This window comes from Methanobrevibacter sp., from assembly GCF_015062935.1.
GTDB lineage: Archaea > Methanobacteriota > Methanobacteria > Methanobacteriales > Methanobacteriaceae > Methanocatella.
Window position 1 is genome coordinate 1 of sequence record NZ_SUTM01000016.1, and the last position, 20433, is coordinate 20433.

At 34.2% G+C, this 20433-nt stretch carries 20 protein-coding genes and 1 riboswitch; of the genes, 12 read left to right on the forward strand and 8 right to left on the reverse strand.

Going from position 1 to position 20433, the window contains the following annotated elements; genetic code table 11:
• Positions 1–259: 259 nt before the first annotated feature.
• A complete protein-coding gene (locus E7Z81_RS08195) occupies positions 260–634 on the forward strand; it encodes a DUF120 domain-containing protein (protein WP_292746188.1) in 375 nt (124 codons plus the stop codon).
• Here the strand turns inward: E7Z81_RS08195 and E7Z81_RS08200 are convergent.
• Complete coding sequence (locus E7Z81_RS08200; protein ID WP_292746190.1) at positions 631–1494, reverse strand: hypothetical protein; 864 nt, start codon at positions 1492–1494, stop codon at positions 631–633. The genes E7Z81_RS08195 and E7Z81_RS08200 overlap by 4 nt on opposite strands.
• 194 nt (positions 1495–1688) lie before the next feature.
• A riboswitch (FMN riboswitch) is annotated at positions 1689–1818 on the forward strand.
• 45 nt (positions 1819–1863) lie between these two features.
• On the opposite strand from E7Z81_RS08200, the gene ribB reads away from it, so the two are divergent.
• Positions 1864–2547, forward strand: coding sequence for a 3,4-dihydroxy-2-butanone-4-phosphate synthase (gene ribB / locus E7Z81_RS08205; RefSeq protein ID WP_292746192.1), 684 nt, complete (start codon positions 1864–1866; stop codon positions 2545–2547).
• On the opposite strand, the gene E7Z81_RS08210 is transcribed toward ribB, so the two are convergent.
• The 4 genes from E7Z81_RS08210 to E7Z81_RS08225 form a co-directional block, all read right to left on the reverse strand.
• Positions 2548–2961, reverse strand: coding sequence for a hypothetical protein (locus E7Z81_RS08210; protein WP_292746195.1), 414 nt, complete (start codon positions 2959–2961; stop codon positions 2548–2550). It lies immediately after the preceding gene.
• Positions 2961–4454, reverse strand: a complete 1494-nt coding sequence (locus E7Z81_RS08215) for a DJ-1/PfpI family protein (protein ID WP_292746197.1) — start codon at positions 4452–4454, stop codon at positions 2961–2963. Before E7Z81_RS08215 ends, E7Z81_RS08210 begins: the two co-directional genes overlap by 1 nt.
• A gap of 90 nt (positions 4455–4544) precedes the next feature.
• A complete protein-coding gene (gene gatA, locus E7Z81_RS08220) occupies positions 4545–5915 on the reverse strand; it encodes an Asp-tRNA(Asn)/Glu-tRNA(Gln) amidotransferase subunit GatA (RefSeq protein ID WP_292746199.1) in 1371 nt (456 codons plus the stop codon).
• 180 nt (positions 5916–6095) lie between these two features.
• Positions 6096–7742, reverse strand: a complete 1647-nt coding sequence (locus tag E7Z81_RS08225; protein ID WP_292746201.1) for a cysteine peptidase family C39 domain-containing protein — start codon at positions 7740–7742, stop codon at positions 6096–6098.
• Between the two features lie 142 nt (positions 7743–7884).
• Here E7Z81_RS08225 and E7Z81_RS08230 point away from each other — a divergent pair, with 142 nt between their 5' ends.
• The gene (locus E7Z81_RS08230) at positions 7885–8679 is read left to right on the forward strand and encodes an HAD family hydrolase (protein ID WP_292746203.1); all 795 of its coding nucleotides are present in this window, start codon (positions 7885–7887) and stop codon (positions 8677–8679) included.
• Positions 8680–8750: 71 nt separating this feature from the next.
• Here E7Z81_RS08230 and E7Z81_RS08235 read toward each other — a convergent pair whose 3' ends face one another.
• Complete coding sequence (locus tag E7Z81_RS08235; RefSeq protein WP_292746205.1) at positions 8751–9464, reverse strand: sugar phosphate isomerase/epimerase; 714 nt, start codon at positions 9462–9464, stop codon at positions 8751–8753.
• A gap of 67 nt (positions 9465–9531) precedes the next feature.
• On the opposite strand from E7Z81_RS08235, the gene E7Z81_RS08240 reads away from it, so the two are divergent.
• From E7Z81_RS08240 to albA, 6 genes are all read left to right on the forward strand, one after another.
• Positions 9532–9957, forward strand: coding sequence for a PadR family transcriptional regulator (locus E7Z81_RS08240; protein WP_292746207.1), 426 nt, complete (start codon positions 9532–9534; stop codon positions 9955–9957).
• Positions 9935–10984 (forward strand): ATP-binding cassette domain-containing protein, encoded by a 1050-nt coding sequence (locus E7Z81_RS08245; RefSeq protein ID WP_292746209.1) that lies wholly within the window; start codon positions 9935–9937, stop codon positions 10982–10984. Before E7Z81_RS08240 ends, E7Z81_RS08245 begins: the two co-directional genes overlap by 23 nt.
• Positions 10971–12125, forward strand: coding sequence for an ABC transporter permease (locus E7Z81_RS08250; RefSeq protein ID WP_292746211.1), 1155 nt, complete (start codon positions 10971–10973; stop codon positions 12123–12125). The genes E7Z81_RS08245 and E7Z81_RS08250 overlap by 14 nt, the downstream gene beginning before the upstream one ends.
• 10 nt (positions 12126–12135) lie before the next feature.
• Entirely contained in the window at positions 12136–13341 is a 1206-nt protein-coding gene (locus E7Z81_RS08255; RefSeq protein ID WP_292746213.1) for a PQQ-binding-like beta-propeller repeat protein, read from the forward strand.
• 58 nt (positions 13342–13399) lie between these two features.
• Positions 13400–14932 (forward strand): 2-isopropylmalate synthase, encoded by a 1533-nt coding sequence (locus E7Z81_RS08260; protein WP_292746215.1) that lies wholly within the window; start codon positions 13400–13402, stop codon positions 14930–14932.
• A 237-nt stretch (positions 14933–15169) separates the two neighbouring features.
• Entirely contained in the window at positions 15170–15445 is a 276-nt protein-coding gene (albA, locus tag E7Z81_RS08265; protein ID WP_292746218.1) for a DNA-binding protein Alba, read from the forward strand.
• Positions 15446–15452: 7 nt separating this feature from the next.
• Here the strand turns inward: albA and E7Z81_RS08270 are convergent, their stop codons facing one another.
• Positions 15453–16112, reverse strand: coding sequence for a PHP domain-containing protein (locus tag E7Z81_RS08270; RefSeq protein ID WP_367263136.1), 660 nt, complete (start codon positions 16110–16112; stop codon positions 15453–15455).
• Between the two features lie 3 nt (positions 16113–16115).
• A complete protein-coding gene (locus E7Z81_RS08275) occupies positions 16116–17144 on the reverse strand; it encodes a DUF1786 domain-containing protein (RefSeq protein WP_292746222.1) in 1029 nt (342 codons plus the stop codon).
• Positions 17145–17233: 89 nt separating this feature from the next.
• On the opposite strand from E7Z81_RS08275, the gene E7Z81_RS08280 reads away from it, so the two are divergent.
• The 3 genes from E7Z81_RS08280 to E7Z81_RS08290 all read left to right on the forward strand — a co-directional run bounded on the left by E7Z81_RS08280 (position 17234) and on the right by E7Z81_RS08290 (position 20281).
• Positions 17234–18535 (forward strand): TrpB-like pyridoxal phosphate-dependent enzyme, encoded by a 1302-nt coding sequence (locus tag E7Z81_RS08280; RefSeq protein WP_292746224.1) that lies wholly within the window; start codon positions 17234–17236, stop codon positions 18533–18535.
• A gap of 409 nt (positions 18536–18944) precedes the next feature.
• Positions 18945–19724, forward strand: coding sequence for a ParA family protein (locus tag E7Z81_RS08285; protein WP_292746226.1), 780 nt, complete (start codon positions 18945–18947; stop codon positions 19722–19724).
• Positions 19724–20281 carry an AAA family ATPase gene (locus tag E7Z81_RS08290; protein ID WP_292746228.1) on the forward strand — a complete coding sequence of 186 codons (558 nt, stop codon included), beginning with the start codon at positions 19724–19726 and terminating at the stop codon, positions 20279–20281. Before E7Z81_RS08285 ends, E7Z81_RS08290 begins: the two co-directional genes overlap by 1 nt.
• Positions 20282–20433 lie beyond the last annotated feature (152 nt).

Sequence of the window (20433 nt, forward strand, 5' to 3'; positions counted from 1 at the left end):
GGAAAATTAGAAAAGAAAAAAATTATGCTCCAAAAAATTAAGTTTGATCCAAATCACTTAAGTTTTTGAAAGAGCCTTTTTAAAGGGGATTATTTTCTTCAAAAATATTTATTAACTTAAATAAATTAATTATAGTTATGTATCTATATCTCATAGTTAAGATTTAGATGAAAAATATTAAAGATTAATTAGATTAATGTTACAGTTAATATTATTAATGGCATAGTAAAATCAATGCAATTTAATTTGAGGGTATTTAATGAAAATCAATGGTGAAGTGACAACAGGTTTAGGAAAAGCAGCTTACTTTCTATCTCAGGAATTCTACACAAATGAGTTTAGGAAAAATTTAGGTTTTGTTCCTTATCCTGGAACATTGAATATAATTGTTGGAGATGAACATCTGGATGAAATCAATGAAATCAAGGATAGTTGTGAAAATCTAATAAAGCCGGATGAAGGCTTTGGAGCTGTTAAGTACATTAAAGCCAAATTGAATGATGAAGTGGATGGAGCTATTGTTTTTCCGGCAAAAACAACTCATGAAGAAAATTACCTTGAATTCATTGCAGAAGATAAGTTAAGGGATAAACTCAATATTGTAGATGGTAATGTAGTAACCTTGGAATTTTAGTTTTTTTCTCTTAATTTTTCTATTTCTTCTATTGATAGCTGTGTTTCTTTTTGTATTTCTTCGTTACTTTCACCTTTTTTAATCATGTATTTTGCCATTTTTTTAAAGGTTTCTTCTTTTCCTTCTTTTATTCCTTCTTTTATTCCTTCTTTTATTCCTTCATCTTTTTGTCTTTGTCCGTAATCATATATTGCACTCATTTTTCCACCTAATGCATCACATATTGCTGTTTTTTTATCTCCATCTTCTAAAAATTTATCAGCTAATAAATAAGCGATACTTTTTACAAGATTTTTAACTTTATTTTTTTCTAAATCAATAGATAATATTAAATTAGCAGATTTTTCAATCTGTTGTTCCTGTGTTTTCACACTACTCATAACAGGCACTAATGCTAGATCAATCAGTTCTTCATCAGTGATGTATTCTTCATTTTTAATTTTTGTTTCAATATTATTTATAATGATATCTCCATCCTCTTCCATTAAAGAGTAGATATCAAAATTGAATTTGATTGTTTCATTAATTACATGACTTATTTTTTTAGTATTTTCAGCTGTGCTAATTACTATCAATTTAACCCGTTTTTTTGTTTTCTTTTTGAAATTTACCATTGAAAAATAAGCCAAAAATCTGTTTTTATCTTTAAAATCAACAGGTGTGCTTTGAAATTCAATAATTAAAATCATATCATCCAATTCAATAATAATGTCTGCAATTAAAATTGAAGCATCTATAAAACGTATTTCTGTTGGATTTAATTTTTTCTTTTTAGATTTTATTTTTATTCTCTTTAAAAGCACGTCTATTTCTTCTTCACCAACATCTTTGAAGAGCAAATCTTCTTGTTTTTTAGCCATTAAATCACTTTATTTTAATTAATTAATATTATTTTGTTGTTAATATTATTTAAATTGCTCAGTTTTAAATAAAAACAATTTTTAATGCTTAAAACAATTTTTCAGACTCAAAGCAATATTTCATTATGAAAACAATTTAGGATTTTAAAAAATTTTACCGTAAAGTATTTTATATATAATAAATATATTTGATAATACGTTCTCAGGGCGGAGTGAAATTCTCCACCGGTGGTGATTTTAATAAAATAAGTCCACGAGCACGCAAGTGTTGATTTGGTGTGATTCCAAAACCGACGGTGATAGTCCGGATGAAAGAGAAGATAATAGTTATTTTTAGCCCTGGTTCTAGTATATATAAGGAGTATTACTATGAATCAAGAAACAAATTTAGATAAAGCTCTAGAATCTATAAGAAACGGTGAATTCGTACTAGTTTTTGATGATGACGATAGGGAAGGGGAAGTTGACATGATTATCGCTTCCGAATTTGTAACCCCTAAATCCATTGCAACTATGAGAAACGATGCAGGCGGTTTAATCTGTAATTGTTTACACTCTGATTATTGTGATGCTATTCATTTACCTTTCATGGTAGACATCATGAAAGCAGCAACTGAAAAATATCCGGAACTAGCTGAATTAGCACCAAACGATATTCCATACGATGAAAGATCTTCATTTTCAATTTGGACCAATCACAGAAAATCTTTCACAGGCGTAACAGATCACGACAGAGCAATGACCATTAGTGAAATGGCATTGATGATGAAAGAAGAAAGATTTGATGAATTTGGAGCAACATTTAGATCTCCAGGTCACGTATGTCTTTTAAGAGGAGCAGACGGACTTGTTAAAAATAGAAGGGGACACACAGAAATCGGTCTTGCATTATGTGAAATGGCCGGTGTAACTCCTGTATGTGTAGTTTGTGAAATGATGGATGGTGAAACTGGACAAGCTACTTCCGTTGCAGATGCTCGTAAATACGCTGAAGAAAACGGATTGGTCTTACTTAAAGGTGAAGACATTATCAATAAATATTTAGAAGAATAGCTAATGAGTCTCATTGGACTTATCAGCTATATAATTTGCAATAAACTCTGTTATTTGCTTAATTTTATAGGAATTATAAATGCTGAATGCGACATATTTTCCGTCACGCATTTTAATTTCTAAACCATCTTTCACTTCTTTTGACATGCTTATATGAGATATTAAATTCCATGTAATTCTTAGATTTTTGCTTTTAAGCGCCTTTTCAATGTAGATTCCATCATCCTTGAACTTTACAATCTTAACTAAACGGCGGTTTTTATCAGATCCGATTTGGATATCACCATTTTCGTCAAATACGTAATCCGGAATCAGGCATGTTGCCTTCCAGCCCTGTTTCATTTTAGCCAAGACATGTGCCCTGTCCTTTTTTGTAAGCTTTACACCCTTTTCAGGGCTTAAATTAAGTGCCATTATATCACCTTACTTTTGATTTCATCGAATGAATAGATTTTATTGAACTCTACTTCACGAGCCATACTGATTATTTCATCGATATCTAGATTGTTTTCAATCAGGTCCATCGCATGTGATGTAAACAGTTCATATCTGATTTCAACTTCAGGAATGAATCCTCTCATATCTGCGGATTTTAGTTTTGGAAGCTTCAATACCTTTTTGACATTTGTATTGTTTTTGATATACGGCACCACATTGTCGAATATATTTTCATTGTATACCTTATTCAGCAAAATTGCCTCTACATCAACACCAAATTTTTCAAGCATATTTGCATGTGAAACCAAATCTATTGCCGCTGATTCAATTCCGCCTTTGTTTACACCTGAAGCCAGTATCATAGGGATATTTGATGACATTGCAATTTCTGCAGCGGAAAATGGTACCTTTTCGTTTAAAAGACCGGTAAATACACTCATAACTCCTTCAATAAGAACTATATCATAGTCTGATGAGTTGAGTTTCGCGACGGTAGATTCAATGTCCCTCCATCCGAGATGTCCAATTTTTATTGATGCGAACTCTTCCATTTTTCCTTTGGTCAGGTACAATCCAGGTATTATATCACGAACATCAGGTCCTACTTTTAAAAGAGCAACTTTATATCCTCTTTTTCTAAGTGCTCCTGCAAGTCCGGTCAGTATGAAAGTCTTTCCTGAGTCGGACCCGTTACTTCCAATCATCAGGTATTTAGGTTTTCCGGAGGTTTTAATTTCAGGAATGTCAATGTTAGTGTTGATTCCCACTTCACTTTGCAGGAATTTTTTGACCTCAAGATTTCTATTGTAAATGTCATCCATGTCCTGTATATCTATTTGTTCCTTAAGGTTTTCTACAAGGATAGGATTTTCATCCAGAATTCCGTGTATCATTGTACCGATAACATTTCCATCATCGTTGCATGCACCTGAAAATATATTATAGTCTCCCTTTTCATTAGTGTCTCCATAATTCATTCTTTGAACCTTAGAATAGAACAACGGCTTTGCATCTCCTTCCACCTTACCGTATGTATGGGTATGAAATCCGTCAACGTCTTCAACTTGATTTTTAACTAAAAATGAGTTGTCAAATACTTTTGCTTTAACACGGTCACTTGTTATTAAAGGAGAGAAATTAACGTCAATCAAACCTAAACCTTCCTTGACAATAGGCACAGGTGATTTACGGCCGATGTCTATTTGATTTGACAGAAGTTGAAAGCCTGCACATATTCCTATGACTGGTTTTCCGTCACGGGCCATTTTTTTGATTTCCCTGTTAAGTGGCATGTTAATGTCATTTGATTCGATTAATGTACCTCCGGGAATAATCAGTGCATCCAGTTCTTTTGACGCTTCAACACCATTTACAAGTCCATTTTCTTTTACAATATCAGTTGGTAAATTTCCAAAGTCTTCAAAACCAGGTACTGCTCCACTAACATAAGCAAGTCCAATTTTTGTCATAAAAATAACCTCTGTATAATCTATTGTATTTTTTCTTGTAAAAATTTAAAGGTATATTTCAAGTGTAAAATTGTTTATAAAAAAAAGAATTTATTGAGTGTTTTCAAAAACACTCATAGCTTTAATAATTTTTAAGTCATCTAATGGTTTAGCTTGAATTTGCAATCCAACAGGAATATCATTTACTTTTCCAGCCGGAATACTTGCTGCCGGAATTCCTGCAAGGTTAGCTATTACTGTTAAGATGTCGTAGGCATACATTTCCATAGGTTCCAGTTCTTCACCGATTTCGTGTGGAAGTTTAGGAACTGTTGGACCTACAATCAAATCAACGTTTTCAAGCATTGAAGTAATTTCAGCTCTAATTACTGATCTTGCTTTTAAAGCTTGTTTGTAATATTTACCGCTGAATTCAGCTTCTGCAATGTGGGAACCGATTTTAATTCTTCTTAATACTTCATCGCCACATACTTCTTCAATTCTGGAACCGTAATCTCTTCCATCATATTTTCTGGTTGCAGAGAAAAATTCAACATAGTTGATTAGGTAGTATGTAGGTAAACATAGGTCAATGTAATCGAAGCTCACTTCAACAAGTTCAGCGCCTGCATCTACCAATTTTTGGATTGCTTTATTGACGGTCTTGTTGATTTCATCATCAGTGACGTCGATGAATTCTTTACATACAGCTATTTTCATGCCTTCCAAACTGGTTTCATCCAGAACTTCTGTGAAGTCAGGTTTTTCCCAGTCTAGAGTTGTACATTCGGTTTCATCATATTTTGCAATGTTGTTTAGAGCTACTGCAATACCGCTTACGTCATTTGCGAGGGGTCCGATTTGGTCTAAACTCATTGAAAGGTCAAGTAATCCTTGTCTTGAAACAGCACCGTAGGTAGGTTTGAATCCTACTACTCCACAATGGGATGCAGGGTTTCTGATGGATCCTCCTGTATCTGAACCGATGGATATGTCACACATTTCCGCTGCAATTGCTGCAGCACATCCGCCACTGGAACCTCCTGGAATCCTTCCCATGGCTGCAGGGTTTTGTGTTGGACCGTAGTAAGAAGTTTCAGTTGAACTTCCTGCTGCAAATTCATCCATATTTAAAATACCGATGATTATTCCGTCTTCTTTTAAGATTTCTTCAACGACAGTTGCATTATAGCTTCCGTAATAATCTTCTAAAGTTTTGGAAGCTGCTGAAATAATCATGTCTTCAACATTAATGTTCGCTTTTATACCAAATACTAATCCAGCTAAAGCACCTACTTCTTCACCATTAGCTATTTTTTCATCTATAGCTTCAGCTTGTTTTAATGCATTTTCATAGTTTAATTCAATAAATGCATTAATTTCTTCGTTATTTTCATCGATAACTTTAATGAAGCTTTCTACATTTTCTTTAGCTGTCATTTCTCCATTTTTAATGGAGTTTAACTTTTCAATAACGCTCATTAAAACACCTAAATAATCATAAATTATAATACTATTATTTTATTTTTCAAGGTTTATATAAGTTGTTTTTTTAGGTGTTAAAAAATAATCAATATCTTTGATGGTTGGTTTAAAAAAAGGGTCATTTAGGAAACTTAACCAAATAAATTTCCTAGAAATTGACCAGAAATAATATGATTTTTAGATTGGCACATTAGGTATCCTTTCATTGGTATTTTGAAGCTTATATTTTATACCCATACTTTTGTATAAGCAATTAATTTGAGTTTTAACGGTTTTGCTTATTTTATAATTAGGCTTAACAATCAGGCCGACGCCCCTAAATTTTTTGTTAAATTTTGTTAATGATACCCAACCTGTCGGAATTCTTGTGTCTCCTCCAACATCATATTTTCCATAAGAGTTGCTGACAAGTATTTTCTTGCCGTCCTTGCTGACATCTATTACAGAGACGTAATGGTTTGGAAGGTATGCTATTACTGCACATCCTCCTTTAGCCAATTGTTTTACAGCAGTTTTCATTGAATAGAAATAGGAAGATTTAAAATTACTGTTGTCTACAGCTCTTTTCAGGACATTTAAATTTACTCCACTTGTTACATGTGCTTTTTTCTGGAAGTATTTTTCAGAATAATAATTTTTTAAAGCCTGGCTACATAAGCTTGCAGATGTCGGACCGCAGGTATATTCAGTATTCTGCACATCACGAACTACTGGGTAGGTATATGATTTTCCTTTTAGTGAAGCTGTAACATAGCTTGGCCAGTAACTGTACTTATTTTTCTTTACAAGTTTAATGTTAAGGGTTCTTTCAATAACATTCCATTTTTCACGTTTTAGGATATGATAGATTTTAGGAGATGATTTTGTCTTAAAGAAAGTGTATTTTGATAGTTTTCCATATAAAAATAAACAGTAGCTGTCTCTTTTTAATACCTCTTTGTATTGATCTTTTAAAACTGTATATTTGGCATCATCATCGCCCATAACATAGTTCGCTGGCATCCTGTCAATGTCCGGAACACCGTTTACCATTGCTATTGCTTTTTTAAAAGGATTTACAACATCTCCCGCAATACATTTGATTTTTTTGCAAACAGTATAATTTCCATATGTTAAAGTCACGGTATATGTGCCTTTGCTTACTTGTGGTTTTATGACTGCAAAACCTTCATCAGTTGTTTTTTTGGTAAAAACCTTATTTCCTACTTGAATTTTAACTGTTTTTCCTGCTATTGCCGCTGCAGGTCCTTTTAGATAAATTCTTAAAAATCCGTTTGTAAGCAGTTTTGCATTTCCGATTGTAACGGTTATTGAGTTTTCAACATAGACCTTGATGCTTTTTAAAAATCCGTTGTATTGGGAATCTCCCTTAAAGGTTACATCCATGGTTGAGGTAGAACTGCCTACTTTAATTGCGACTTCCCCATTTGTATTGGTGGTTTTTTCTAATGTTTTGCCATTATATGCAATTTTAAGCATTTTATTTGGAATGACTTTTCCCTTCAAATCGGTTAAAGCAATCTTATATGTAGCTCCGCTTTTGGCAAAATTAGTTGTTGTTGTTAATGTTAAATTTGCTTTTGATGAATCGTAAGTATTTATTTCACTTGAAGATATGTTTTCATCTGAAGCTATAATGTCTGCTTCTACATTCTCTTTTAAAATATATTCATTATTTTCAAGAGAATCGTCGATTGATATTTCATTTTCATTTGTTTCTTGCATGATATCGGTTGAATTTCCTTCATTTGCCGATACGACACCAATTACCAAAAATAGCAAAATAATGAAAATGAGCATAAATTTGGTTTTTTTGTATTTCATGTATAATTTTTTTTGATTTGTTTATATTTAAATTGTCTTATTTTAGAAATTTAATGCATATTATCAATTTTAGAATATTTAGTATTTTTGATATATTTATTTATTATTAATTTCAGATTAAAGTTCAATCAAAGGTGATAGTATGAAAAAAGCAGTTGTGTTTGATAACTCAGGTACTTTAATCGAAAGGTACAGGGTTGTTAAAGATGTATTGAACGGGAATATTTTCACGGATATAAATTCACTTGACATTATTGATGCAGCAGACTCATTGGCATTGGTTGTTCTTCAATTCAATACCAATAAGCTTCTGGAATTAGACCAGGACATTTTGATTTCAGATGTAATCAAACAGTTCAACATTGATTTTGATATCAGTTTTTCAACAAGACAGGTTTCCAAAGCTGAAGTCAAGGAGATTCTCGACCATGAAACAACCACTAAAATCTCAGACATTACAGACGGTTTTGATATTTTGGGCGAGAAGATTCCTCAAATGGAGCTTTGCAACGGATCAGCCCTGATAGTTGACATGGATTTGGGTCAGGTCGCTTATACAATAACTTCTGCAGGCAAATTTTTCCCAAAGGTTTTCGAAACAATAGAAATCCTTAAATCCAGAGGCATTGAGATATATATTGCTTCAGGAGATAGGAAGGGAGCTATAAATAGGCTTGCCAACATGCTTGATGTTCCTGAAGATAATGCTTATGGCACTGTTTCCACAAGAGGTAAATGCGAAGTTGTTTCCATATTGCAGGATGCCGGATATAAGGTCATGATGGTTGGTGATGGTTTAAATGATTTACTTGCCTTTAAAAAGGCAGATGTCAGTGTTTTAACCATTGAACAGCAGGAAGAAGTCTCTCCTAAGATGATGGATAAGACTGACCACATTATTGATGATATATTCAATGTTACAATGATTGATTTTTAACTTTAATTTTTTTATAACTAATAACTTATAAGTTATAACTTATAACTAATAACTTATAAAAAAATAATAAATTATAAGTTATCTATGACTTCTTTACTTTTCAGGATATTGTCGAAGTTGTTCAGCTCTATAATTGCTGTATCAATCTTTTTTAGTAAATTCAAGTCAAGTGTACCTTCACCCAGTGTAATATGTTGGTCTTTAACGCCATCATTATCGTTCAAGTGACAGTAACTGATGTTTTTAAGTGAAAGCATTTCCTCAAGGTTTCCGCAGGTATTTCCATGGCCTGTATCTATGGTTAGGCTACAGCCGGTTGCTTCCTGAATCATTTCAATTTCTTCAACAGTATTTCCTAAAAATTTCCCTCTCACAGGCATGTTTTCGACTGAAATTTCAACATTTGTGTTGTCAATTATTTCTCCAACACTTTCAACAGCCAGTTCCAAAGCCCATTTTCTAAGATGGGGTTCGTTACGTCCGATTATACCTGGATGGACAGTTATTGTATTCGCGTTTATGCTTTCTGCATAATGGCCGCACTGAATCATCTGCTTTACGCTTTCGGATCTGATTCCTCTGTTTAGGCTGGCAATGTTAATGTCCACGGTTGCTGCATGAATTCTCATGTCCAGACCGCAGTCCTTAAATTCACCGTTGTCCTTTTCATAAAAGGGGTCTTCCCCGAGTATTTCTATTATTTCAAATCCGTGTTTTTTGGCCAGCTCTATGATTTTGTTGTTGTCTTCCATGAATAGTGCAAGTGTTGTAAATCCTAGTTTCATATTTATATATTACTTCGGTTAATATAATAAATGTTAACATATATCAAATTTTTACATATGTGATAAAATGACAGATGAAAATAAAGTTAATGAAACTCCAAAAAAACTAATCAAACATTTTTCCAATGGAATAACCCATAATTTGATTTTATGGATTATATCCAAAGAGAAAATTCATGGCTACGGCATAATGAAGAAGCTCGAGGTGTTTTTTAGTTTTGATGGTGATGTTGAATGTGACATGAATATCAGTTCCAGTAAAGTATATCCTATTTTATCCAAAATGGAAAAGAAAGGATTGATTATTGGTGACTGGGACATTAATGAAAACAACAAAAGGGTCAAGTATTATTCAATTACTGAAGACGGAATCGTTGTTTTAAAAAATATTCAAAATCACATGGAGCGAGTCATGTCTAATCCTCACTGGATCAATTTTTTCAAAGACATGACCGGAATGGAGATTAACAATGAAAAATGCGATAGAGACTAAAAATCTAACAAAGATTTACGGTAATAAATTCAAGGCTGTTAATTCTCTAAATCTTGAAATTCCCGACAAGACAATATTTGGAATGTTAGGTCCCAACGGAGCGGGCAAAACAACAACAATTAAGATGTTAACATGTCTTATACAGCCTACTTCAGGTCAGGCTACTGTCGGAGGATATGATGTTCAAAAAAATCCAGATGAGGTTAGAAACCTTCTGGGAATGGTTCCCCAGCAGGTCAGCCTGTATAAGGATTTGACAATAATGGAAAATTCACAGTTGTGTGCTGACTATTATGGTGTTCCTCAGGATGAAAGGGATTCCCGTATAGAGGATTTAATGGAGCTTGTTGATATCAAATATGCAAAGGATAAACTTGTGGGTCAGCTTTCAGGAGGTCAAAAACAGAAGGCCTCTCTTGTTGCAAGTTTGGTTCACAGGCCCGAAATCCTATTTTTGGATGAGCCTACAATAGGTCTTGACCCAACAACCAAACGTACCCTTTGGGACTTGATTAGAGAGCTCAACGACAGCGGCCATACGATTATCCTATGTTCACATGACATGCATGAGGTGGATATGCTGTGTGACAATGTTGGAATTATCAACACCGGAAATCTTGTAGCTTATGATACTCCGCAGGGTCTTAAAGATGCTCTTTTGGAAAGCAACAGACAGGAAATCACAGAAGCTTTATCCAAAATATCAGATGAAAATGATGATGCGATATCACAAGATAAGGATTTGGAAAAGCTCAGTTTAAAAAAGATGTCTGTGCTTTTGAAAAATCAGGAAGACAGCATTATTGAATCCATAAAACAATCAGATGATGTTAAAGACATTGAGATTGAACGTAATGGACGTATTAATTTAAGGGTCGACAGCTTTGATGATATGGCTGTACAAAATGTATTGAATCAGATTATATCTTCCGGAGGAATTATAAAATCAATATACACAGAAGAGCCTTCCCTGGAGGATGTATTCATAAAATCAACATCAGAGGTGAATGAAGATGATAGAGCCTAAAAAATTCTGGTGGATGATAAAAAAGGAATTGATTTCCATTAAAAGACACCCTGCCAGATTAGTGTCTATTTTAGCATTTCCTATAATCATGATTTTGCTTTTTGGTTATGGAATGGGTGGAGAGATGACAGACCTGCCTATCGTTGTTGTTTCTCAGGACCATGGTGATTTGACAGACCTGACACTTAACACCATCAAATCTACAGAAACATACCATGTAGTCGAGGTGATAGACAGTCTGAGTGAAGGTAAAGCCCGTGTTGATTCGGGTGAAGTAAAGGCGGCCATTATACTGCCGGCGGATTATGATTCCAATTCGTCTCAGCAGAAGTCAGTAACGCTGTATCTGGATTCGTCAGACCAGATGGCATCTCAAATTCTCGAATCTTCAACACAGGGAATATTTTATAGATTATCCAATATGGTGGCATCACAGACCAGCGTGTCAACTCAAGACGCCAATATAACCCCGTCCTTAGGCCATTCATTGAATAATTTCAAGGACGACATCTCACTTCACATTAACAGAATCTACGGAAACATAAAATACATTGACTTTTTGGTTCCTGCAATTTTGGGAATGACAATCATGATGAGCTGTATGATGGGAATGGGTGCAACCATAGCAGGTGAAAGAGAAACAGGTGAACTTGCAAGACTATTCATGACACCTACTTCCGTTGCAACTGTAATAGGCGGTAAGATTGCCGCAAAGCTTCTCATAGAATTGGTCAGGGCTTTAATTTTGATATTCATGGCGGTACTGTTATTCAATGTCAGCATTAAGGGAGGTTTCCTGCAGACATTCATAGTTCTTGTCATCGGTGCATTGTGCTTTGTCGGATTCGGAATCATGCTTTCTGCAAGAACATCCACTCAGGAAGATTATGCTCAGATTTCCCTGCCGTTTTCCATGCCGATGATGTTTGTATCAGGTGTATTTTATCCAATCGAAACAATGCCTTGGATTTTACAGAAGCTAGCATACATTTTCCCATTGACATATCTCAATGATGCAATGAGAGGAATAATGCTTAAAGGTCAGACATTAGGTGATGTTTGGTTAGACTTGGTAGTTTTACTAGGATTTACTCTTTTATTCTTCTTGGTAGGAGTAAAAAGATTTAATAGGGACGTATAGGAGGTTTAAAATGTATAAAAAATTATTGATTGGATTTATAATTTGTATTTTGTGTCTGTCCCCAATTGCTGCTGAAGACTGGAATTCATTTGCAGGGGGAGCTGACCACAACGGATACAGGGATGAAGGTTCAGACTTTGTAACTAATCTTTGGGTATTCAGTATCGGATCTCCTATTCACTCATCTCCTGCAATCTATAAGGACTATATATATGTAGTATCAGGTGACGGAATCCTGAAAGCTATTGATATGGAATCCGGTAAGGAGGAATGGGATTTGGATTTGGAAAGCCCAACCAACTCTTCACCAATAATTAATTCAAACAGATTGTATATAGGATGTGAAGACGGTCTTAAGGCAGTAAACATTAATAGCCATAAGATTGTCTGGGAATATAACTGCGACAGTGTTGAATCAACTCCATTTTTCTACAATGACATAGTTTACTTTGGAAGTGATGACGGTCATCTGTACGGTCTGGATAAGGAAGACGGAAGTGTTGAATTGAATAAAAAGCTGGATGGTGAGCTTAAATCATCACCGATTGTTGTTGATGATTCAATATATATCGGCTCTACAAATTCCAAGCTGTACAGCATAGGTACCGATAAGGAAAAGAACTGGGAATATACTACAGGAGATGAGATTGTATCATCACCTGCATATGTTAACGACACTGTAATTTTCGGTTCCACTGACGGCAATGTATACTGTCTGAATACTTCCGATGGGGACTTAAATTGGAAAGTTGATTTGAACAATAAAATCATTTCATCACCGACCATTGATGAACATGACAATAGCCTTTATATAGGTTCTGATGAAGGCAATTTAACATGTTTGGATATTCGTGATGGAACAACAAAATGGAGCTTCTCAACAGGCTCTAAAGTGCAGACAACTCCTGCATTGAAAGATAATTTAATTGCATTTGGATCAAGCAACGGCAACTTCTATGTGCTAAACAAATTCACTGGACTGGAAGAGTTCACATATAATCCGGGTACAATACTGTTCAACTCACCAATCACTTCTTCAGCTGTCATTAACGGTAACAGTTTAATGTTTGGTGACGATTCAGGTCAACTTTATTCACTCAACATTGAAAAGTATGAAGTGCCTTCTTCAGTGCAGCTGTATTATTCAATTGCAGTTCTTGTCATAATTGTAATTGTTGCAGTTGTTGTTGTGCGCAAAGTTAAAGGTAAAAAATAATTTTTTCCTTTAACACTAACGTTTATAAGCAAAAATTTTTAAATTAAAATATGATACGATGGATATAATGGAACAAATTAACAATGAAAATATGAATATAGCTGATAAAATTTACATTTTTGACACTACTTTAAGGGACGGTGAGCAGACTCCAGGCGTAGCACTGACTGTAGATGATAAAATACAGATTGCCCAGAAGCTCAATAACATGGGTGTCGATAAAATAGAGGTTGGTTTTCCGGCTTCTTCTGATGGTGAAGTAGAATCAGCCAGACAAATCAAATCTATGGATTTGGATTCAACACTTGTTGGACTTGCACGCTCACTTAAAAGTGACATTGATGCAGTCATAGATTCTGATTTGGATTATATTCATACATTCATTGGTACTTCACCTCTGCATCGTGATTATAAACTTAAAAAATCCAAGGATCAGATAATTGATTCAGCCGTCAGTGCAGTTGAATATGCAAAGGACCATGGTTTGACTGTTGAGTTTTCTGCAGAGGATGCTACAAGAACTGAAAAGGATTTTTTATTTGATGTTTTTTCCGCTGTAAGCGATGCCAAGGTTGATTTCATTGATGTTCCAGATACTGTCGGTGTGTTAACCCCAAAGGATACACGTCTATTGATAGGGGATGTTGTAAAGACTTTCAATATTCCAATCAGTGTTCATTTCCATAATGATTTCGGTCTGGCCACTGCCAATACTCTTACAGCTATTGAATGCGGAGCAAATCAGGCCCATGTAACAGTCAACGGTCTTGGAGAAAGAACAGGTAACTGCTCTTTGGAAGAGCTCGTAATGACATTGAAAGTTGCTTATGGAATAGATTTGGGACTTGACACCACCAGGCTATATAGCCTTTCCAATCTTGTTGGACGTTTGACTGGTGTCAAAATGCCTGTCAATAAACCTATTGTCGGTGACAATGCCTTTACCCATGAATCAGGAATTCATGTTCATGGAATTTTGAACAATTCTTTCACATACGAACCGATGTCTCCTGAAATGGTAGGTCATTCACGCCGTATCGTACTTGGAAAGCATACCGGTGCAAATTCTTTAAGGTCTAAACTAAAGGAATATCACATTGACTTAAATGAAAAGCAGTTTGAAAATGTTCTTTCACAAATCAAGTCTCTTGGTGACAGCGGTAAAATCGTTACTGATGATGATTTGGTAGCTATTGCTATTACTGAACTTTCTTCAGCCCGTGAAACTCCTGTTGTCATTACAGGCATGAGCATATCCATGGGTGCCAATGTATCTCCTACAGCTACTGTCAAGCTTGAAATAGATGGTGTTGAAAAGGAAACAGCAAGTACAGGAGTTGGTCCTATAGATGCTTCCCTGAATGCTATCCGTCATCTTTTACAGGAAGATATTGACATGGAACTTGAAGAATATAACCTCCAGGCTATCAACGGCGGTACAGATGCTTTAGCGGAAGTTTTTGTTATCACTTCAGACTCTCATGGAAACAGGTCTACTGGGCGCTCCACCAATCAGGACATTGTGATGGCCAGTATTTTGGCAGTACTTGATTCTATAAATAAACTTCTTATAATCCAACGGGCACTGTAATTTTATTTTTTTATTATTTTTTTTATAATATTTTTATTTTTTGAATTTTAAATTAGATTTTTCTTTTTTTTATAAAAAAATTTTAGTTTTTTATTTAATTTTTAAATTTTGTTTAATTTTATTTTTCCAATTTTCCTTTTATTCTTAATTTATCTTTATTAATTTAAAGTATTGTTTAAAAAATGTAATGTAAAATTTTATATACATTAATTACTAATATTTACATGGTGAGTTAATATGGAAAAAAATACAATTTTTGTGGGAAGTAAACCTGTAATGAATTATGTTTTAGCAGTAGTAACTCAATTTAATGAAGGGTCTGACAGTGTACTTTTAAGAGCTAGAGGAAAAGCTATTAGTAGAGCTGTTGATGCTGCTGAAATTGTTAGAAATAGGTTTGTTCCAAATTCAGATGTTACTGATATTCAAATTTCCACTGAAGAAATTGAAAATTATAACAATGAAAAAACAAATGTTTCTATTATTGAAATTTTAATTGAAAAGAGCGAATAAACTCTTTTTAATCAAATTTCTTTAATACATTTCTCTCAAATAGATATTTAGATAGCAATATATTTGATGTACCATTTCCATGAGCCTCTACATTACCTTTAATGATTTCTTTTAATACGCTATCTATATCTTTTTCACAATCTATTTTACTGTAACAGTCACCTACGAATTTCCAGTAATGCGCATCGCTTGCTCCCAGTGTAGGTATATTTTCTTTGATTGCTAATTTTTTTGCCTTATTGTTGCAGTATCCTACAATGAATCTGGCATTTTTTGTCTCAATTGCATCAATTTTTAAATCTTTATAGTCACTTTTGCATAGAAGTCCATGCCTGTAAAAACAGAACGGGTGGGGTATTATTGCAATGCCACCTAAATCATGAATTCTGTCTATAGTATCTTCAGGTGATAGGTCTCTAGGTATGTTTTCCTCACACCCAAAACCAAGGATATGGCCTTGTGCTGAAGAAATTTCAATAGATGGAATCGCAAGTATATCTGTATTCCTTGTTTTTTTCATAACTTCGCTTGTTCCATCTACTGTATTGTGATCACTTATAGCTATTATGTCAATATTTCTGCTTCTTGCAGTTTCCAGAATATCGTCTATTTTTGAATTTGAGTCAGGTGAATATTCACTGTGTATATGAGAGTCCATCTTTAACATTTTCTAACCTAATATTGTTTTTATTAAACCTACGGTACCTGTCATCATCACATCTCCTCCAGGAGCTGCATGATGCCAGTCCAGATTTGTTTTTTCTATCAACTCTCTTTTCGGTCCGCTTACAATCACTTTTTCGATTTTTGTAATCGGATTTAGAACATGTGCACCGTGTCCGTGGTCATTGTAAACCTCTTCATGAGTAATTTCTCCGGATGCAAGTCTTTTGATGTATCTTTCAAGTGATTCTCCGGTCAGACTGGATGTGTGGTGTTCAAACACTCCCTGTATTTTTCCGTTTTCTATGGATGCGGCGGTTGTATGTCCGTTACCGATGTCTATTACAATATAACTACCTAATTTTTCAGCTACTTCGTCGTAACACATTCCAGCTATTGATGCGAATTTTGTATCCATTACAAGAGGTATTTCCTCGATTCCTTCACTTTCAACCTGCCTTCTGACGGCCTGCATTCTAGTGAAATAATCAGGCAAATCTTCCTTAAAACCAAATTTCAATGGAGATATAGGTTCTGATACCTTTTCACGTATTTTTTCAAATCTGAAATCTCTGTCACCCATATTTTCATTATATCCATGATCCTGAACTGCTATAGCTATTTTGTCAAAGTCAAATTCCAAATCATAGCCTAAAAGGAATTCGGATAATTTTGTAATGTTGATGTCTCCTAATGTAATTTTTGTATAATTCTTGTAGTCCTCTTCTTTTTCAGATATTTTTATTCCGAAGGATTTTACCTGTTCTAGATTGTCTCTGATGGTTCTGGCACAGGTTGGATGCATGACAACATCGTATCCCTTTTCCATATGCTCAAGTATGGTATTTTTTATTTTTCCTCCGCCCATTATCTCTCCCTTGAAATAGATGTCGTTTTCTATTTCTCTTATCTGCTGGGAGATGTATAGGTGTGGGGAAGGCAGAACCAATTTTATTGAGTTTTCCAATTCTTTTTCGGTATCGTATATCATCAAATCCTGAGTTCCTGTTCCGACATCTATAGCTAAAATTCTCATGATTTTAAATTGTTTTTTATATTATTAATAATTAAATGTACATTAATGTACAACAAAGTTTTATATAGTACATTATAGTAACTATTATTATGGATTACAAAATTACCTTAAACTCAAATGAAGTGCCAAAGGAATGGTACAATATTAATGCTGATTTGCCTGTTGAACTCCCTATGCCTAAAAACAGTGAAGGAAAAGACCAGATTTCTTCTCTTCAAAAAGCTTTTACAAAAGCTGGTCTTGAACAGGAATTTTCAACAGAAAGATATATCAAAATACCTAATGAAGTAAGAAAGCTTTACATGCAGATGGGAAGACCTTCCCCGCTGTTTAGAGCTACCAAACTAGAAGAATATCTAAACACTCCTGCAAAAATTTACTATAAGCGGGAAGACACCTCGCCAACGGGCTCCCATAAGTTAAACTCAGCTATTCCTCAGGCATACTTTGCCAAAAAGGAAGGAGTTGAAAGATTGACTACTGAAACCGGTGCGGGCCAATGGGGTACTGCTTTATCACTTGCATGCAATCTTTTAGATTTGGAATGTACAGTATATATGGTTAAAGTTTCATTCATGCAAAAGCCAGACAGGAAAAATATCATGAACATCTATAACGGTAAAGTATACGCCTCCCCAAGTGAAAACACCAAAGTGGGCCGTCAGATTTTAGCAGAAAATCCGGACCACCCAGGTTCTCTTGGAGTAGCAATTTCTGAAGCAATGGAAGAGGCTTTAGAAAACGACAATGTTAAATATACATTAGGAAGTGTTCTAAATCATGTCATGCTCCACCAGACCATCATCGGTCAGGAATTGAAAAAGCAATTGGAAATTGCTGAGGAAACACCGGATGTCATGATAGCCTGTGCTGGCGGTGGCAGTAACTTTGCAGGATCTCTTTTCCCATTCATTAAGGATAAGATTGACGGCAAAAGTGACACTCAATTTATTGCAGTCGAACCTAGTGCATGCCCTACATTAACAGAAGGAACCTATGATTATGATTTTGGAGATGTAAGCGGATTTACTCCTATGCTTAAGATGTTTACCCTTGGTCATGATTTTGTTGCTCCATCAGTTCATGCTGGAGGATTGAGATATCACGGTATGTCTCCGCAAGTTTCTCTTTTAACTAAGGAAGGTTATATTGAACCTAGATCTGCTCATCAAAGAGATGTCTTTGAAGCTGGAATTACCTTTGCCCGTAATGAAGGAGTATTGCCAGCTCCTGAAACCACTCACGCTATTAAGGTAGCTATTGATGAAGCATTGAAATGCAAACAGACCGGTGAGGAAAAAACAATTGTCCTTAATTTCTCAGGCCATGGTATGTTGGATTTAAAAGGTTATGCAAGTTATTTTGAAGGAACAATGCAAAACGCAAAATAATCCTTCTTTATTTTTTTTTATATTTTTTTACTTATAAGTTATAACTTATACTTTATAATTACTTATAACTTATAACTTGCAAGTGTTAACTAATAACTTATTTGTGAAAACGAATAATTTATAAGATAGAAGTTATAAAATATAACTTATTTGTTAAAAGTTAGTTATGATAAGTTATTTCTTAAAACTTATTTTTTATAACTTTGAAGTTTTAACTTAAAACTTAATTCCTATCCCTTAGAAGTTAGAACTTAGAAGTTATTTCCTTTAAGTTTTAACAAAAAAGTAATAACTTAATCCTTTTAACTTATACTGGATAACTTACAAGTTATTCTTTAAAAAATATAATTTTTAAGTTATAAATCATAACTGATAACTTAAAACTTATCAGAAATAGGAGAATTCTTTAATGAGTGAAGTAATTGCGGTGATGAATCAAAAAGGGGGCTGTGGTAAGACAACTACCGTTGTTAATACTGCAACATCTCTAGCGGTAATGGGAAAATCTGTTTTAGTTGTTGATATGGATCCTCAAGCTAATGCTACAACTAGTTTCGGGATTGATAAAACTACAATAGAAAATACTATCTATGATGCTATCATAGGGGATATAAGTATTAAAAAAGCAACAATTCCTACGTTTATTAAAAATTTGTTTATTATCCCAAGTAATATATCCCTTAGTGGTGCCGGTATGGAGCTTTCTAGACGTGAAAATTATCATATAATTTTGAAAGAAACTCTAAAAGATGTAGTTCCATTATTCGATTATGTTTTCATCGATTTACCTCCTTCCCTAGGAGTCATAACAGTCAATGCATTAGTAGCTTCCGATAGTGTTCTGATACCTATCCAAGCTGAGTATTATGCTCTTGAAGGAGTAGCTGATTTAATTAATACTATTCAATTAGTTGAAAAAAGACTCAGAAGTCCAACCCCAATTAAAGGAATTCTCCTAACTCTATATGATAAGAGAACCAGATTGAGCAAAGATGTTCACAAAGAACTCAAAAGTCACTTTGGTGAAAGCAATCTATTGTTTAAAACCATCATTCCAAGAAACATTAGGCTGGCTGAAGCTCCAAGTTTTGGAAAACCTTGTCTGATTTATGATCCGGACAGTACAGGAACAAAAGCATATTTAAAATTGGCTAAAGAAATCTTAAAAAGAGACGAAGGTGATGACTAATGCCTCGTAAAGGGCTTGGAAAAGGATTGGATTCTTTAATTCCTGATTTTTATGATGAGGATTTTGACAGCAATTCAACTCAGTCTCTAGAAGATATGCTGAATGAAAAAGAAGAACAGGATACTCCAAAAGAAGAGGAATCTGGTAAAGATAAGAATATATTCGAAGAGTTAGAGGATGACAGTGATGTTGAAGAAGATGATTCAACTACCGATGGAGAAGAAGAAATACCAGAAGAGGTACCAGAAGAGGAAGAACCAGAGGAAACTCAAGAGGATGATAGCCCATCCGAAGACTCACCTGGCGATATGGGCAGTGAAGAGCCTGTACAAACATCACAAGAAATCCAAGTAAATCAAGCTCATGTAGATGAAGTCAAAGAGATTGTAAATAAGAATCCAAGGATTACACTTTGGTCTGCAAGGTCTTCAGCAGTATTCAGATACTTGCGTAAAACTGAACCGGAATTCAGTATTTCAAAAGAAGCTTCAACATTGATTGATGAGGCTGTCTCTAAAAAATATCCTGAAATATGGAAATTATTTGATGAATACTAATCAATCTATTTTTTTTATTTGATATTATTTACACTTGAAATTGTAGATTACATAGTTTCAATAAAATATATTGTAAATATATTTTTCATATCAATTATATCAAATATCCTTTTCATTATATTTAATTTAATTGCTTTATTTTAAAAATTAGT

What these genes read in the sequence shown, in the direction of transcription:
- E7Z81_RS08195 (WP_292746188.1), top strand. Translation starts at nt 260, where the DNA reads ATGAAAATCAATGGTGAAGTGACAACAGGTTTAGGAAAAGCAGCTTAC.
- E7Z81_RS08200 (WP_292746190.1), bottom strand. Translation starts at nt 1,494, where the DNA reads ATGGCTAAAAAACAAGAAGATTTGCTCTTCAAAGATGTTGGTGAAGAA.
- ribB (WP_292746192.1), top strand. Translation starts at nt 1,864, where the DNA reads ATGAATCAAGAAACAAATTTAGATAAAGCTCTAGAATCTATAAGAAAC.
- E7Z81_RS08210 (WP_292746195.1), bottom strand. Translation starts at nt 2,961, where the DNA reads ATGGCACTTAATTTAAGCCCTGAAAAGGGTGTAAAGCTTACAAAAAAG.
- E7Z81_RS08215 (WP_292746197.1), bottom strand. Translation starts at nt 4,454, where the DNA reads ATGACAAAAATTGGACTTGCTTATGTTAGTGGAGCAGTACCTGGTTTT.
- gatA (WP_292746199.1), bottom strand. Translation starts at nt 5,915, where the DNA reads ATGAGCGTTATTGAAAAGTTAAACTCCATTAAAAATGGAGAAATGACA.
- E7Z81_RS08225 (WP_292746201.1), bottom strand. Translation starts at nt 7,742, where the DNA reads ATGAAATACAAAAAAACCAAATTTATGCTCATTTTCATTATTTTGCTA.
- E7Z81_RS08230 (WP_292746203.1), top strand. Translation starts at nt 7,885, where the DNA reads ATGAAAAAAGCAGTTGTGTTTGATAACTCAGGTACTTTAATCGAAAGG.
- E7Z81_RS08235 (WP_292746205.1), bottom strand. Translation starts at nt 9,464, where the DNA reads ATGAAACTAGGATTTACAACACTTGCACTATTCATGGAAGACAACAAC.
- E7Z81_RS08240 (WP_292746207.1), top strand. Translation starts at nt 9,532, where the DNA reads ATGACAGATGAAAATAAAGTTAATGAAACTCCAAAAAAACTAATCAAA.
- E7Z81_RS08245 (WP_292746209.1), top strand. Translation starts at nt 9,935, where the DNA reads ATGAAAAATGCGATAGAGACTAAAAATCTAACAAAGATTTACGGTAAT.
- E7Z81_RS08250 (WP_292746211.1), top strand. Translation starts at nt 10,971, where the DNA reads ATGATAGAGCCTAAAAAATTCTGGTGGATGATAAAAAAGGAATTGATT.
- E7Z81_RS08255 (WP_292746213.1), top strand. Translation starts at nt 12,136, where the DNA reads ATGTATAAAAAATTATTGATTGGATTTATAATTTGTATTTTGTGTCTG.
- E7Z81_RS08260 (WP_292746215.1), top strand. Translation starts at nt 13,400, where the DNA reads ATGGATATAATGGAACAAATTAACAATGAAAATATGAATATAGCTGAT.
- albA (WP_292746218.1), top strand. Translation starts at nt 15,170, where the DNA reads ATGGAAAAAAATACAATTTTTGTGGGAAGTAAACCTGTAATGAATTAT.
- E7Z81_RS08270 (WP_367263136.1), bottom strand. Translation starts at nt 16,112, where the DNA reads ATGTTAAAGATGGACTCTCATATACACAGTGAATATTCACCTGACTCA.
- E7Z81_RS08275 (WP_292746222.1), bottom strand. Translation starts at nt 17,144, where the DNA reads ATGAGAATTTTAGCTATAGATGTCGGAACAGGAACTCAGGATTTGATG.
- E7Z81_RS08280 (WP_292746224.1), top strand. Translation starts at nt 17,234, where the DNA reads ATGGATTACAAAATTACCTTAAACTCAAATGAAGTGCCAAAGGAATGG.
- E7Z81_RS08285 (WP_292746226.1), top strand. Translation starts at nt 18,945, where the DNA reads ATGAGTGAAGTAATTGCGGTGATGAATCAAAAAGGGGGCTGTGGTAAG.
- E7Z81_RS08290 (WP_292746228.1), top strand. Translation starts at nt 19,724, where the DNA reads ATGCCTCGTAAAGGGCTTGGAAAAGGATTGGATTCTTTAATTCCTGAT.